At 67.6% G+C, this 12,682-nt stretch carries 14 protein-coding genes and 1 tRNA gene; all 15 read left to right on the plus strand.

Annotation, left to right across the window (positions count from 1 at the left end; genetic code table 11):
- Nucleotides 1-22 precede the first annotated feature (22 nt).
- Complete coding sequence (locus RDU83_01985) at nucleotides 23-811, plus strand: TatD family hydrolase (protein ID MDQ7839781.1); 789 nt, start codon at nucleotides 23-25, stop codon at nucleotides 809-811.
- Nucleotides 808-1,920 (plus strand): M48 family metalloprotease, encoded by a 1,113-nt coding sequence (locus RDU83_01990; GenBank protein MDQ7839782.1) that lies wholly within the window; start codon nucleotides 808-810, stop codon nucleotides 1,918-1,920. The genes RDU83_01985 and RDU83_01990 overlap by 4 nt, the downstream gene beginning before the upstream one ends.
- A 93-nt stretch (nucleotides 1,921-2,013) precedes the next feature.
- Entirely contained in the window at nucleotides 2,014-2,631 is a 618-nt protein-coding gene (locus tag RDU83_01995) for a TetR family transcriptional regulator (GenBank protein MDQ7839783.1), read from the plus strand.
- A gap of 58 nt (nucleotides 2,632-2,689) precedes the next feature.
- On the plus strand, nucleotides 2,690-4,033 hold the full coding sequence (locus RDU83_02000) for an efflux RND transporter periplasmic adaptor subunit (GenBank protein MDQ7839784.1): 1,344 nt from the start codon (nucleotides 2,690-2,692) through the stop codon (nucleotides 4,031-4,033).
- Nucleotides 4,033-7,188 carry an efflux RND transporter permease subunit gene (locus RDU83_02005; GenBank protein ID MDQ7839785.1) on the plus strand — a complete coding sequence of 1,052 codons (3,156 nt, stop codon included), beginning with the start codon at nucleotides 4,033-4,035 and terminating at the stop codon, nucleotides 7,186-7,188. The genes RDU83_02000 and RDU83_02005 overlap by 1 nt, the downstream gene beginning before the upstream one ends.
- A gap of 42 nt (nucleotides 7,189-7,230) precedes the next feature.
- A tRNA-Arg gene (locus tag RDU83_02010) sits at nucleotides 7,231-7,306 on the plus strand.
- Nucleotides 7,307-7,509: 203 nt separating this feature from the next.
- Nucleotides 7,510-8,133, plus strand: coding sequence for a nucleotidyltransferase domain-containing protein (locus RDU83_02015; protein ID MDQ7839786.1), 624 nt, complete (start codon nucleotides 7,510-7,512; stop codon nucleotides 8,131-8,133).
- The gene (locus RDU83_02020; GenBank protein ID MDQ7839787.1) at nucleotides 8,108-8,566 is read left to right on the plus strand and encodes a HEPN domain-containing protein; all 459 of its coding nucleotides are present in this window, start codon (nucleotides 8,108-8,110) and stop codon (nucleotides 8,564-8,566) included. Before RDU83_02015 ends, RDU83_02020 begins: the two co-directional genes overlap by 26 nt.
- Nucleotides 8,567-8,707: 141 nt before the next feature.
- A complete protein-coding gene (locus RDU83_02025; protein MDQ7839788.1) occupies nucleotides 8,708-9,181 on the plus strand; it encodes a YbaK/EbsC family protein in 474 nt (157 codons plus the stop codon).
- A gap of 34 nt (nucleotides 9,182-9,215) precedes the next feature.
- Nucleotides 9,216-9,467 (plus strand): hypothetical protein, encoded by a 252-nt coding sequence (locus RDU83_02030; protein ID MDQ7839789.1) that lies wholly within the window; start codon nucleotides 9,216-9,218, stop codon nucleotides 9,465-9,467.
- A gap of 10 nt (nucleotides 9,468-9,477) precedes the next feature.
- The gene (locus tag RDU83_02035) at nucleotides 9,478-9,846 is read left to right on the plus strand and encodes a hypothetical protein (GenBank protein ID MDQ7839790.1); all 369 of its coding nucleotides are present in this window, start codon (nucleotides 9,478-9,480) and stop codon (nucleotides 9,844-9,846) included.
- Between the two features lie 82 nt (nucleotides 9,847-9,928).
- Nucleotides 9,929-10,615 carry a hypothetical protein gene (locus tag RDU83_02040; GenBank protein ID MDQ7839791.1) on the plus strand — a complete coding sequence of 229 codons (687 nt, stop codon included), beginning with the start codon at nucleotides 9,929-9,931 and terminating at the stop codon, nucleotides 10,613-10,615.
- On the plus strand, nucleotides 10,612-11,442 hold the full coding sequence (locus tag RDU83_02045) for a hypothetical protein (GenBank protein MDQ7839792.1): 831 nt from the start codon (nucleotides 10,612-10,614) through the stop codon (nucleotides 11,440-11,442). Before RDU83_02040 ends, RDU83_02045 begins: the two co-directional genes overlap by 4 nt.
- Complete coding sequence (locus tag RDU83_02050; GenBank protein ID MDQ7839793.1) at nucleotides 11,439-11,912, plus strand: cytochrome c-type biogenesis protein CcmH; 474 nt, start codon at nucleotides 11,439-11,441, stop codon at nucleotides 11,910-11,912. The genes RDU83_02045 and RDU83_02050 overlap by 4 nt, the downstream gene beginning before the upstream one ends.
- 9 nt (nucleotides 11,913-11,921) lie before the next feature.
- A complete protein-coding gene (locus tag RDU83_02055; GenBank protein MDQ7839794.1) occupies nucleotides 11,922-12,674 on the plus strand; it encodes a metallophosphoesterase family protein in 753 nt (250 codons plus the stop codon).
- Nucleotides 12,675-12,682 lie beyond the last annotated feature (8 nt).

Raw genomic sequence — 12,682 nt, forward strand, 5'->3', positions numbered from 1 at the left:
AGGCGCCCGGTAGACTGAAGAGGTGATCCTCAACCTCTTCGACTCGCACCTTCACCTCGACGACGGGGCATTCGACCCCGACCGGGAGGCCGTGCTGGACCGTGCCCGGGCGGCGGGCGTGGGCGGGTTCGTCACCATCGGCACCTCGCTGGCTTCCAGCCGCCGCGCCGTGACCCTCGCAGAACAGCACAAGGACGTGTTCGCATCCGTGGCGATTCACCCCCACGACGCAGGCGATGCCACGCCCGAGGCGATGCGCGAACTGGCGGCACTGGCCCACCATCCCAGGGTCGTGGCCGTCGGCGAGACCGGGCTGGACTACTTCCGGCGCTTCGCGCCGCGGGAGGCCCAGGCGAGCGCGTTCCACGCACACCTAGGCCTGGCTCGTGAGCTGAACCTCCCGGTGATCATTCACAGCCGTGACGCCCATCAGGACGTGCTGCGCATCCTGGACGAAGGCGCGCCCTCGGGCGTTGTCATGCACTGCTTCTCCGGATCGCTTGAGATCGCCCGGTCCTGCTTGGACCGAGACTACTACCTGGGGCTGGGCGGTCCGCTGACCTACCGCAACGCGCGCCGGACCCAGGAGGTGGTGCGCTTCGTGCCCCCGGATCGCCTCCTCCTCGAGACCGATGCCCCGTACCTTCCGCCCGAGCCGCACCGCGGCCGGCGCAACGAGCCGGCCCATCTGCCTCTGGTGGCCTGGGCGGCCGCACACGCCCGCGGCGTATCCGCCGGCACGGTTGCCGAGATCACGACGTCCAACGCCAGGGCGGTCTTCAACCTCGCCCGGTTCGTGGCGCTCTCGTGACCAGGCCCACGTGCGCCGCGTCCGTCCTGCGCCTTACCGCAGGGATACTGGCAGTTCTGTTGCTGGCGGCCGTTGCCTCGCCTGCTCTGGCCGCGCCCGCCGAAGACCGGGAGATTCGGATCGGCCGACAGGCCGCTACCGAGATCGAAGCCAGATTCAAGGTCGTCAAGGATGCCGCGGTTATAGCCCGGGTGAACCACATTGGCGCCGCGGTCTCGGCGCTCTCCGACCGTCCGCGCCTTCCGTACAGCTTCAAGGTGGTGGAGTTCGACCAGGTCAACGCTGTAGCGCTGCCGGGCGGGTTCATCTACGTGACAACCGGTCTGCTCAAGTTCGTCCGCAGCGACCACGAGCTGGCCGCGGTCATTGCCCACGAGGTGGCACACGCAGCGCTCGCCCACGGCATGGAGATGATGCGCCGCGCGAACCAGGCCGCGTTCGTCACCCTGCTGGTTGCGATCTTCGCCCGCGACGCCAACCTAGCGCAGGGCGCGCAGATATTCTCCACCGGCCTGCTGGCGGGATACGCGCGCGATCTCGAGCGCGACGCCGATCTCGCCTCGATTGCCTACCTGTCCAAGACCCACTACAGTCCCGTCGCAGTGCTGACCGTGCTGGAGCGGTTGGTGCGATTGGAGCAGCTCTCTCCACGGCCCGACCCGGGCGCCTTCGCCCAACACCCCAAGACCGCTGAGCGCGCGCAGTATGTGGAGTCCGAGCTGCGCGCCCGCCGGATTCCGCTCGTAAGGCGGGTTACGGCCAACTACCTGGTGCTCGCGGTGCGAGAACACGTTGAAGAAGGCCTGGTGCTCGCCGATCTCCTGGTCAACGGCCGTCCGATCGTACGGCTGCCGGATCCGGCCAGGATCAAGGAGGCGGCCGACCTGCTCGACCGGCTCTTCGACGCGGACCTCGAGCCGTTCGAGGTATCTTCGGCCGCGTATCCGGAGGGCTGGGGTGTGTTCGCCCGTGGTTGGGCGGTCTTCCGCTTCACCCCAGCGGACGTTCCGCCCGAGGGCGGATCGGTGCGCGATCTGGCTGTGACCATCGCCTTCCGCCTGCGCGCCGCCATAGACGAGGACATCCGCCGCCGCCGGCTGCAGGGGTAGTGCAACCAACAGGCCGGTCCGCGGGCGTTGACACCGGGGAACGCCTCGGGTAACCTGCATACTGACCAGTCAGTATGCAGGAAGGAGAGGCCGGTGCCCCGCCGTACAATGACCGACCAGCCAGGCGTCCGTACCCGTATCCTGGACTCGGCGCTGCGCGAGTTCTCGCAGAAGGGATACCACCGGGCCATACTGGACGAGATCGCTGCCGGTGCCGCGGTCAGCAAGGGCGCCGTCTACTGGCATTTTGAGAACAAGGGAGAGCTGTTCCTGGCGGTTATCCGGCAGGAGGTCTCGCGTCTGATCGAGCACCTGAAGGTCGTTGCCCACGGGGGCGACGGTTCCGTGGTCGCACGCCTGCGGGCCGTGATCGCCGCGGCCGTCACCTATTACGCGGACCACCCGCAGTTCTGCAACCTACTGCAGCTTTCCACGCTGCCCGGGGGGTTAGAGCTGGCCCGGGAAGTGGAAGGCATGGCGCGCGATATGTACCGTCAGGGCAGACAGATGGTCGACGCCCTCGTTCGAGAAGGCGTGCACCGTGGCGAACTGGATGCTGGGCGCTCCGGCGTGGCTGCTCCGGTGCTGGTGGCGCTCCTGGACGGCATGATGTCACAATGGATCGTTGACCGCAGGGCTGTTCCACTGCGGCGCCTGGCGCCGGACGTCGCCGACGCCTTCCTGGATGGAATAGTCAAGCGGGCGGATTGAGTTGTTTAGAAGAAGGCCCCTCGGGGTATATCGCAAGGTACGGAAGGAGCCTGTGCTGATGCGTCGCTGGTGGTGGGTGGTATTGCTTGCGCTGATCGTTGTGGCCGTAGGAACGGTGCTGCGCGGCCGGGGGAGCCCGTCCGCATCCGACCAGACCGCGCCGGTTCTGATCCCGGTGGAGGTCGCCGCGGTGGAGCGGGGAACGGTATCGCACACGGTCGAGGTCAGCGGTACCGTGACCTCATCCCGCGTGGCCGAGATCTACCCCAAGGTGAGCGGCCGCGTCGCGCGCATGCTGGTCCAGGACGGCGCCCGCGTGGCCGCCGGCCAGGCACTGATCGAGCTCGACCCGGCGGACCAGCGGATCGATCTGACGCAGGCCGAGGCCGCGGTTGCCTCAGCCGAGGCCCGCCTGGCCCTGCTTGAGAGCGGGCTCCGGCCGCAGGAGCGGCAGGTGATCCAAAACGCCGTCACACAGGCGCAGAACCAGGTGAAGGCCGCGGAGACCCAGGCCGCGCTGGCGCAGGCCGCGCTACGGGTCGCCGAGGACAACCTGCGCCGTCACGAGCAACTGCTGCGGGACGGCGCAATCGCCCAGGCACAGGTGGACCAGGCGCGGCTCCAACAGGACCAGGCGCGCGCACAGGTGCAGGCGGCGCAGACGCAGATCGAGATCGCCCGGGTGGCGCTCGACTCCACCCGGCAGCAGTTGACGGTGGCCGAGAGCGGCGCCAGGAGCGAAGAACTGCGGGCCGCGCGCGCGCAGGTGGAGCAGGTCCGCGCGGTCGCGGCGATGGCCCGGCAGCGGCTGGGGCACATGATCCTGCGGGCGCCCTTCTCCGGTCGGGTGTCCGGCCTGACCGCTTCGGTTGGGGACCACCTCATCTCGGGCGACTTCGCCGGCCGCGGCGGCTACGCCGTGCTGGTATACGACGACCAGGCGGTGGAAGTGGAGGTCAAGATCGGCGAGCGCGAGATTGGATTGGTCAGGGTGGGCATGCGCGGGATGCTGCGGCTGGAAGGCGCGCCCGACCAGCCGGTTGAGGCCGCGGTCCGGCTCATCACGCCGGTGGCCGATCCGATCAGCAGGGCGGCCGGTGTGCGGCTGCGGCTGAAGCCGGGCGCAGCGGCCGCCGTGCCCGGAACCTTCGCGCGCGGCGAGATCGTCATTGAGCAGCGCGCCGGAGTGCTTGTGGTGCCCAAGGCCGCCGTCTCCGGCGGCGACCAACCCGTTGTGCGGATCGTGGTGGACGGCGCCGTTCAGGTTCGGTCCGTTGTGCTGGGCCTGTCGCAGGGAAGCCGCGTAGAGGTGCGTACCGGCGTGGCGCTTGGCGAACAGGTGGTCGTGCTGGGGCCGGAGGTGCTGGCCCCGGGCACCAAGGTCCGGGTGGTGACCCGCTAGTGTCGCTCTCAGGGATTGCCGTCCGCCGTCCGGTCTTCGTGCTCATGATCATCAGCGCGCTCATGGTGCTGGGTCTGGTCTCCTACACGCGCCTGCCCGTCGAGTTGACCCCCGACATTCAGTTCCCGTTCGTGACCGTGACCGTGGTCTATCCGGGCGCCGGCCCGGAAGAGGTGGAACTCCTCGTCGCCAAGCCGCTGGAAGATCAGCTTTCCAGCCTGCCCAACGTGCGCGAGGTCCGCAGCATGGCGGGCGAAGGCATCGCGTTCGTTACGGTGCAGTTCGAGCTGGGCACGAGCGTGGATGCCGCGACCGCCGACGTGCGGCAGCGCGTGGACATCGCCCGTGCGCGCTTCCCCAGGGACGCCGAACAGCCCGTGGTGCAGAAGCTCGACATCGCCGGCGAGCCGGTGCTCAACATAGGGCTGAGCGGCGCCCGGTCCCCGCGCGAGTTGCGCCGGATCGCCGACGACGTGGTCAAACCGCGAATCGAGCGGGTTCCCGGCGTGGCCGCCGTTAGCGTCACCGGTGGCCGTGTACGCGAGATCCGTGTCGAGGTAGACCAGGAGCGGCTTCGGGCGTTCGGGCTGGCCATTTCGCAGATCGAGGATACCCTGCGCGCCGAGAACCTAAACGTGCCCGGCGGCAAGGTGGCCGAGGGATCCAGGGAGTTCCTGGTTCGGCTCACAGGGCAGTTCACCGGCCTCGAGGAAATCGCCGACCTGCACGTGCTCCGCCGCGACGGCACCACGGTGCGTCTGGGGGATGTGGCCGCGGTCCGCGACGTTGAGAAGGATGCCACCCAGCACACACGCCTGAACGGCCGCGACAGCGTTGGGGTCACCGTCCAGAAGCAGGCCGGCGGGAACACCGTCAAGGTCGCCGACGGCGTGCGCAAGGCAGTCGCGGAGCTGCGCCGCGCGCTGCCCGCCGACGTGACCTTCAGCATCGCCCAGGACCAGTCGGTCTTCATCCGTTCCTCGGTCGCCGACGTGCAGAGCAACCTGCTGCTCGGTGCGATCCTGGTCGCCATCGTGGTCTTCCTGTTCCTGCACAACGTGCGCAGCACGCTGATCATCGCGCTGGCGATGCCGACCGCGATCATCGCCACCTACCTACCAATGTTCTTCGCGGGATTCACGATCAACATGATGTCGCTGCTCGGCCTCGCTGTATCGGTGGGCGTGCTGGTGGACAACGCTATCGTGGTCACCGAGAACATAAACCGGCACCTGGACCTCGACCCGACGCCCCAGGACGCCGCGCGGGAAGGCTCGCGCGAGATCGAGCTGGCGGTGATGGCCAGCTCGTTGACCAACGTCGCGGTGTTCGTGCCGATTGCCTTCACGAGCGGCATTGTCGGGCAGTTCTTCCGGCAGTTCGGCCTCACGGTCGTCTTTGCCAACCTGATCTCGGTCTTCATCGCGTTCACGCTGACGCCTATGCTGTCCGGGCGCTGGCTGAGGCGAAAGAACAACGGCGGCACCCGGCAGGGGCGCTTCTTCGCTCGATGGGATGCCGCCTATGACGCGTTGGTGCGGCGCTACCAGGGATGGCTGGCGTGGTGCCTGCGGCACCGTGCCGTCACGCTGGGACTGGCGACCCTGGCCTTCGCGGCGAGCATGGCGCTGGTAGCTTCACCGCTCATCGGCAAGGAGTTCTTCCCGACCTCTGATACCGGAGAGTTTCGCGTCCAGATTGAGATGCCCCAGGGCAGCTCGTTGGCGCTGGCGGACGCCGCCGCCCGGAAGGCCGAGGCGATCCTGCGGCAGACGCCTGAGGTGAAGACCGTCTTCACCTTGGTGGGCGCCACCTCGCTGGGTCTTGGGTTTACCACGCCGGGTTCGCAGAAGGCAGACATCTCTGTGAGCTTGGTTGATCGGGCCGAGCGCCGGCGGTCGGTCGAGCAGATTATGGCCGCGCTGCGCCGGGAGATGGGCAACATCCCGGCGGCGGACGTGAAGATCTCCTCCGCCAGCATGACCGGCGGTGGCCAGACGCCGGTACAGATCGAGATCTCGGGGTCCGATCAACGCCGGCTCGCAGATCTGGCGGCGAGGGTCGAGGAGATCGTACGCACCACCCCCGGCGTAGTGAATGTGGACAACTCCCTGGCCGCGGGCAAGTCCGAGATCCAGATCACCCTCGACCGCGCACGCGCCTCGCGGTTGGGGCTGAACGCCGCCATCGTCGGCACCGCTCTCCGCAGCGCGATCGAGGGGAACGCCGTGACGAGGTACCGCGTCGGAGGGGACGAGTTCGACATCACGGTGCGGTCCAGGATCGAGGATCGGAACGCGGTGGAACGCATCGGTGAGATCAACGTGGGGACCGCCCCGGACGGGGCCGCGATACGCCTGCGCGATGTAGCCTCGCTGCACGAGGCACGCGGAGCGGCCTCCGTGCAGAGGAAGAACCGGGCCCGGCTAGCGGTCGTATCGGCCGACCTGAAGGGACGACCACTGGGTGCGGTCATCGCCGACATCGAGAAGCAGACCGGTGCGCTGGCGCTCCCGCCCGGCTACGATATCTTCTTCGGCGGAGAGGCGCAGATACAGGCGGAATCGTTCCGTGACCTGCTCACATCGCTGGCGCTGGCGATCGTGTTCGTGTACATGGTGATGGCCGCCCAGTTCGAGTCGCTGCTGCACCCTTTGACGGTCATGTTCACCCTCCCGCTGGCGGCGGTGGGCGTCTTCCCGCTGCTGTTGGCCACGCGCATCAACGTGAGCATCATGTCGCTGCTGGGGATCATCATGCTCACGGGCATCGTGGTGAACAACGCGATCGTGTTCGTGGACTACGTCAACCAGCTCCGGATCCGCGGCCGTTCGCGATGGGATGCCCTAATCGAGGGCGGGGGGGTCCGGATGCGGCCGATCCTGATGACCTCGCTCACGACGATCCTGGGGACCCTGCCGGTGGCTCTGGGTCTGGGTACCAGCGGCGCCGAGTGGCGCCGGCCGCTGGGCATGGCTGTGCTGGGCGGAATGCTGACCGCAACGTTCCTGACGCTGCTGGTCATCCCGGTGGTCTACTCGCTGCTGGACGACTTGGTGGCAAAGCTGTTCCCGCGCGCAGCCGCGGCTGTGCCTTCTGGTGAGCCCGCAGTTGGACCCGCGCCGCTGTCCGGGGGAGGGGACGGCGAGCAGTAGGCCCCGAAGGGTGTAATGGGGTGTTATAATAAGAGTTGGCGCGCGCCCGTAGCTCAGTGGATAGAGCGGCGGCCTCCGGAGCCGTAGGTCGGGGGTTCAAGTCCCTCCGGGCGCGCCAGGATCATTCTAACTGCGTTCTAGCCATCGCCCCCACAGCAAGGCCTGCCAAAGAATTCGTGGATGATCTTCTGCGCTCATTGCGCCACCGGGGCCATGAAGGGAACAAGGGTTGACCTATGGAATAGGTCGCTTGACCGGTAAAAGCGGTCGGCCGGTCGTATACTGACCAGAATTCTGGTCACTTGATCTAGGGGGCAGTCGGTGGTGGAGCGGAAGGCTGCACTACGGCAGGGAGGGGCGGGAGGATCGCTGCAGACGCTGCTCGGCTCCAGGACGCGCGCAGCGCTGCTCACGGTGTTCTGCACTCATCCGGCTGAGCAGTTCTACAGCCGGAAGCTCGCGCGAGACACAGGTTTCGCGCTGGCCTCCGTGCAGCTAGAACTAGCGCGTATGGAACACCTGGGCCTGCTGACAACCGAGCGGCGCGGGAAGGTGAAACTCTACCGCGTCAACGAGCAGCATCCGTTCTTCCCCGAGCTGAAGCGCCTAGTGTACAAGAGCACGGCGCTGGGTGACACACTTCGGGAAGCGATGGCCGGAGTGGGAGGGGTGGAGGCGGCATTCATCTACGGATCAGTGGTCAAAGGCGGCGAGCGGCCGACGTCCGACATCGACCTCTTCGTGCTGGGCAAACCGGACCAGGCAAGGTTGGCCGTCGCCCTCCGCGAGGCCGAAGGGAACCTGGGGCGCGAAATCAACCTGATGATCATGGGGCTGGATGAGTGGCGGCGCCGGCGCGAGGCCCGCGAAAGCTTCATCGAAGAGCTGCTGCGGACAGACAAGATCTTCCTGGTGGGCGATGAGCAGTCCCTTCACAGAACTTGAACCCAAGCTGCAGCGCGTAACCGTCAGCCGCATCGACATTGAGCGGCTGCTGGAGAAGATGGCGCACGATCTGGAGACGGCGGAACACAATCGCGAGAAGGCCACCGACTGGGCACTCAAGATTGCCCACCAGGCCATCCTCGACGGCTGCATAGCCTTGATGGCCGCGTATGGATACCGCCCAAGGGTGAACGGCCACCACTATGTGACAATCCGCTTTGCACAGCTCGCCCTGCCTGGGCACACGGTGCTGTTTGACCGTGCGGAGATGCTGCGCCGCCGGCGGCATGAGGTCACATACGGCGGCGTCTACGTCGTTTCCGAGGAAGAGGTGGAAGGCACATTGGAGCTGGCGCGCCAACTCGCGCCGATCCTAGGAGCGGCGGCGCTAGCCGCGCTGGGCCCTTCGGCACCGTTGGATCCGGGCCAGTAGGAATGGGGAGGGCACAAGCTGCTATCGGGTGTCCAAGGAAGCCGGGTGCGGTGGATACCGTGACGGAAGGGGCCTTGCCGCCGGGTGTGGAACGTCATCAAGGGGAGCAGGGAACCCCCACGCAGAAGGGAGGAAGAGGGTATGCGAGGGCGAGAGCGACTCGAGACCTACCTCCGCGAGCACGGTGTCCGGTACGAGCTGACACCTCACCCCGAAGCGTACACCGCACAAGAAGTCGCCGCCGCAGAGCACGTTCCCGGACGCCAGTTCGCGAAGGTTGTCATCGCCGACGTGGACGGCAGGCAGGTGATGCTGATCCTGCCGGCCGCGGCCCGAGTGGATCTGGTCAAGCTGAAGAACGCGCTGGGGGCCAAGGCGGCCCGCCTGGCCCGCGAGGAGGAGTTCGCGTCGCTGTTCCCGGACTGCGAGACGGGCGCGATGCCGCCGTTCGGCCATCTCTACGACGTCCCGGTCTACTTGGACCAGAGTCTCAGCACGCAGCCCCGGATCGTCTTCAACGCCTGCTCGCACCGTGAGACGATAGCGCTGACCGTCCAGGACTACCTGCGGCTGGTCACCCCTACGGTTGCCGAGTTTGCCACGCCGCATCGCTAGGGGATCTCTCCGAGGCCGCGAGGAGGTGGCGAGCATGAGAGGTGTCAGAAGGCTCGAGCCGGGTGAGCGCAGGCACGGATTCATCATGCCCCTTCCCCACACCCGTTCCGCCAAGAAATCCCTGCAGATGTACCTGAAGGCGCTGCGGCCGGTTGTTCACGAGATCGCTGCCGCGCTGCCGGTTCCCGAGGCGGCGCCCCGGCGGGGGGTGCCCCCGGTGGAGATAGGCGCGGCGTACCTTGCGGCGTTTCTGGACGACCTGAACGCCCGTCTCGAGCATGGGTAGTTCTCCACAGATGCCGACTTTCGCCTCGCGGCCGGCCGGGCGCTGGCCCGGCCGGCCGCTGCTGGTGTCCCGTCTGCGCGAGATCCTGCACCGAGAGTTCGATGCCAGCGACGCGTGGGTCGTGCACACGCCTGGTCGCTGCCGTCTGGAAGCCCGCGTCGGCTGGCGCGTCGTGGTCCTGCACGAAGGTTGCGAGGAGTCTTTCTGGGCGCCCTTCTACACCTCCGCGGTGCGCAACAGGTATAGGGATGGCTATCTGGTCGGCGACCTGGCGCCTACTCAGCGCCGCCGTCAGGACCTGCTTGAACTCGTCCGCGAGCTCTGGTCGCGCGCTGCACCGCCCCCTCCGGCGAGCGTTCAGCCGGATCCGCCAAATTGACCCGCGGCGCCCCCTGTTTTACAATGGGCCGAGGTCGCACCCCGGTGCGTTTCCCCGGCATACTCCCTGTGAGGTTTGCCTGATGCAGCAGTACGCGTCCATAGTCATCGCGGCGGTTTTTGCGCTCCTGGGTCTCCTTCCGCTTGCCGGGAGGAACATCCGCCGGCCGCTTCTGTGGCTGTGCCTATTAGGCGGCGTGGCCGCCGGGTTCTTCGCCAGGGAGGCCACCAAGATGGCGTGGGACTGGTTGGGTCCGATCGGAGGCCTGGAGCGCGGCCCCGCCGGCCTGGGGGCCAGCCTACTGATCGCCGCGTTGGTCGGGGAGCTCCTCAAGGCCACCGTCCCGCTGATGGCAATCAGCTTCACGCCTGCGGACGCGGTGACCGGGCTCGCCTACGGTGCCGCATCGGGTGCCGGGTTCGGGCTGGTGGCAGGGCAGAAGTTCCTCGCGATGGCTCTGGGTCTGGTAGGAACGCCGTTCATAACACCGCTCTCGACGGCCGTTGCCGTCGTGGCGTGGTTCTTCCCAACCCTCGCTCACATCGTCACGACGGCCTATCTGATCCGTGCGGGAGTTCGGGGTGGACTGGGCCTGGCGCTCCTGTTAGTCGTGGCCCTGCAGACGATCTTCGGTCTGGGACAGAAACTGCCGCTGGCCGGCGGGATCCCGACCGGGGTGCTGCTGACCGCGGCGATCTCGCTCTGGCTGCTCGCCCACCTCTGGAGGGCGCGGCTGCGCGCCGGCGCGCTGGTGTCCATCGTCCCGTGAGAGCGGAAACCGCATCGGCCGATCCGGTCTCAACAGGCTGGGCGGCGCTGCGGGCGTTCTTCTCCGAGGGCACCGCGGCGCTCCAGCGGGCAACGGTGGCATTCGAGGCCGCCGAGAGTGAGGTCCGCGCGTCGGGCGACCAGTCACTCCAGATCCTCTGGCTCCTGGGCCTCTCCGCAGCACTGCGGCATTCTCGGCGGCCCGAGCCGATGGAGGAGGGGCTGGCACGGTCTCGCGAACTGGTCAACCTGGCAGCTCGGACGCTGGGAGAAGAGGCCACTGTGCCGTACCGTACTCATGTGGAGACTTCCTACAGGGATCTGGCCGACGTCCTCCCGGCCGCGGCGGAAGGGTATCTCAAAGCCGGTCTGGACTACTCCGACCGCACGATGCGTTTAGCCAGGCGAGGCGCGCGCGACGAGTGGATTGCCGCCGCTGCGGCCAGCCGGGGTGATCTGGTGTTGCGCGCGGGCCGTCCCGGCGATCGCCGGGCAATCCGTCGGGCGATCGCGCTGCACAAGGAAGCGCGCCGCCGCTGGTCGGTCGGGTGGCGCGACGGCCGCGCTCAGGTCGGCCTGGGGTACGCGGAGGCGCTGCTGTACGACGGCCGGGCCGGGGAGGCCGAAGGGATCGCCCGGGATGCACTGGCCGTCTTCACCGCCGGCGGCGACCGCTACCACGAGGCGGCCGCCCGGCTGATCCTGGCGCGGGCGCTCTTTGCGCTGGACCAGACAGAAGCGCTGGACGAACACGCGGCGGCGGTAGCCCTCTTCACGAAGCTGGGATGCCGGTGGGAACTCGCCCAGGCCCAGGCGGCGCTGGTATGAGACGCGCCGTGCCGGATGCGGCTGCATTAGTTCTCATGGTGCTTCTGCTTGCTGCCGGCCATGCGCGGGCCGCGCCGACGCTGGACGATCAGATCCAAGCAATCGCGAACGAACTGATGTGCCCGGTCTGCGCAGGCCAGACCGTCGCTGAGTCCGAGGCCCAGCTCGCCGTGCAGATGCGCGCGGTCATACGCGAGCGGTTGCAGCAGGGCCAGACCCGGGAGCAGATCATCGCCTATTTCGTGGCGCAGTTTGGCGAAGGGGTGCTCGCCGCGCCGCCGCGCCGGGGCATAGGCCTGATTCTCTGGATGTCGCTGCCCCTGGTCCTGGGCATCGGGTTCCTTGTACTCCGCCGATTCGTGCGTCGCAGCGCGACCGGAGGATCCACCGTTCCCACCCACTCCGCTCCCAGGCCTCCCACCCCTGCCGAGGCCGAGCGGATAGAGCGCGAGCTGCGCGAGCTCGAGTAGGGGTCGCAGATGCGCATCGGGGTCGTATCAGATGTCCACGCGAACCTCGAGGCGCTTGAAGCGGTCCTCGCGCACCAGGACCGTCAGGCCCCTGACATGCTGCTCTGCCTGGGTGACTTCGTCGGCTACGGTCCAGATCCCAACGCGTGCGTCGAACGGCTCCGTCCGCTGCTGCGGGCAGCGGTGATGGGCAACCACGACCAGGCGGCCCTGGGAGATTCTCCAACCGATCACTTCAACCTGTTCGCCCAGGAGGCCATCGTCTGGACCCGGCAGGTGTTGGAAGACGGCCCTCGAGCCTTTCTAAGCGCGCTTTCCCAGCGCGCCGAACTCGCGGAGGACCCCACGGTGCTCCCGGGGCTGCTGTTGGTGCACGGCAGCCTGCGCCGGCCGTTGGACGAGTACATTACGGATGGCAGGATCGCCCGCGCGAGCTTCTTGGCGGCGTCGTTCGCGATAGCACTCGTGGGCCACACCCACCACCCCGCGATCTTCACGGAGTCGAAGCGACGGGTGAGCGCGCACGGTCTGCTGCCTGAGGTCCCGCGTGTCCTGCCGCCGGGCGCCCGGTACATAATCAATCCCGGCAGCGTGGGCCAGCCGCGCGACGGTGATCCACGCGCGGCCTACATTATTCTGGACACGGAGGGTCCCACAGCCACGCTGTTTCGCGTTCCCTATCCTATCGAGGAGACGCAACGCAAGATGGAAGCCGTAGGGCTCCCGGTGCCGCTGATCGAGCGGCTGGCGCTGGGGCGATAGCGGCGCAC

Source organism: bacterium (genome assembly GCA_031082185.1).
Lineage (GTDB): Bacteria > Sysuimicrobiota > Sysuimicrobiia > Sysuimicrobiales > Humicultoraceae > VGFA01.

Coding starts and splice junctions, on each gene's coding strand:
- RDU83_02000 (MDQ7839784.1), top strand. CDS start 2,690: ATGCGTCGCTGGTGGTGGGTGGTATTGCTTGCGCTGATCGTTGTGGCC.
- RDU83_02030 (MDQ7839789.1), top strand. CDS start 9,216: ATGAGAGGTGTCAGAAGGCTCGAGCCGGGTGAGCGCAGGCACGGATTC.
- RDU83_02020 (MDQ7839787.1), top strand. CDS start 8,108: ATGAGCAGTCCCTTCACAGAACTTGAACCCAAGCTGCAGCGCGTAACC.
- RDU83_02035 (MDQ7839790.1), top strand. CDS start 9,478: ATGCCGACTTTCGCCTCGCGGCCGGCCGGGCGCTGGCCCGGCCGGCCG.
- RDU83_02055 (MDQ7839794.1), top strand. CDS start 11,922: ATGCGCATCGGGGTCGTATCAGATGTCCACGCGAACCTCGAGGCGCTT.
- RDU83_02040 (MDQ7839791.1), top strand. CDS start 9,929: ATGCAGCAGTACGCGTCCATAGTCATCGCGGCGGTTTTTGCGCTCCTG.
- RDU83_02025 (MDQ7839788.1), top strand. CDS start 8,708: ATGCGAGGGCGAGAGCGACTCGAGACCTACCTCCGCGAGCACGGTGTC.
- RDU83_02050 (MDQ7839793.1), top strand. CDS start 11,439: ATGAGACGCGCCGTGCCGGATGCGGCTGCATTAGTTCTCATGGTGCTT.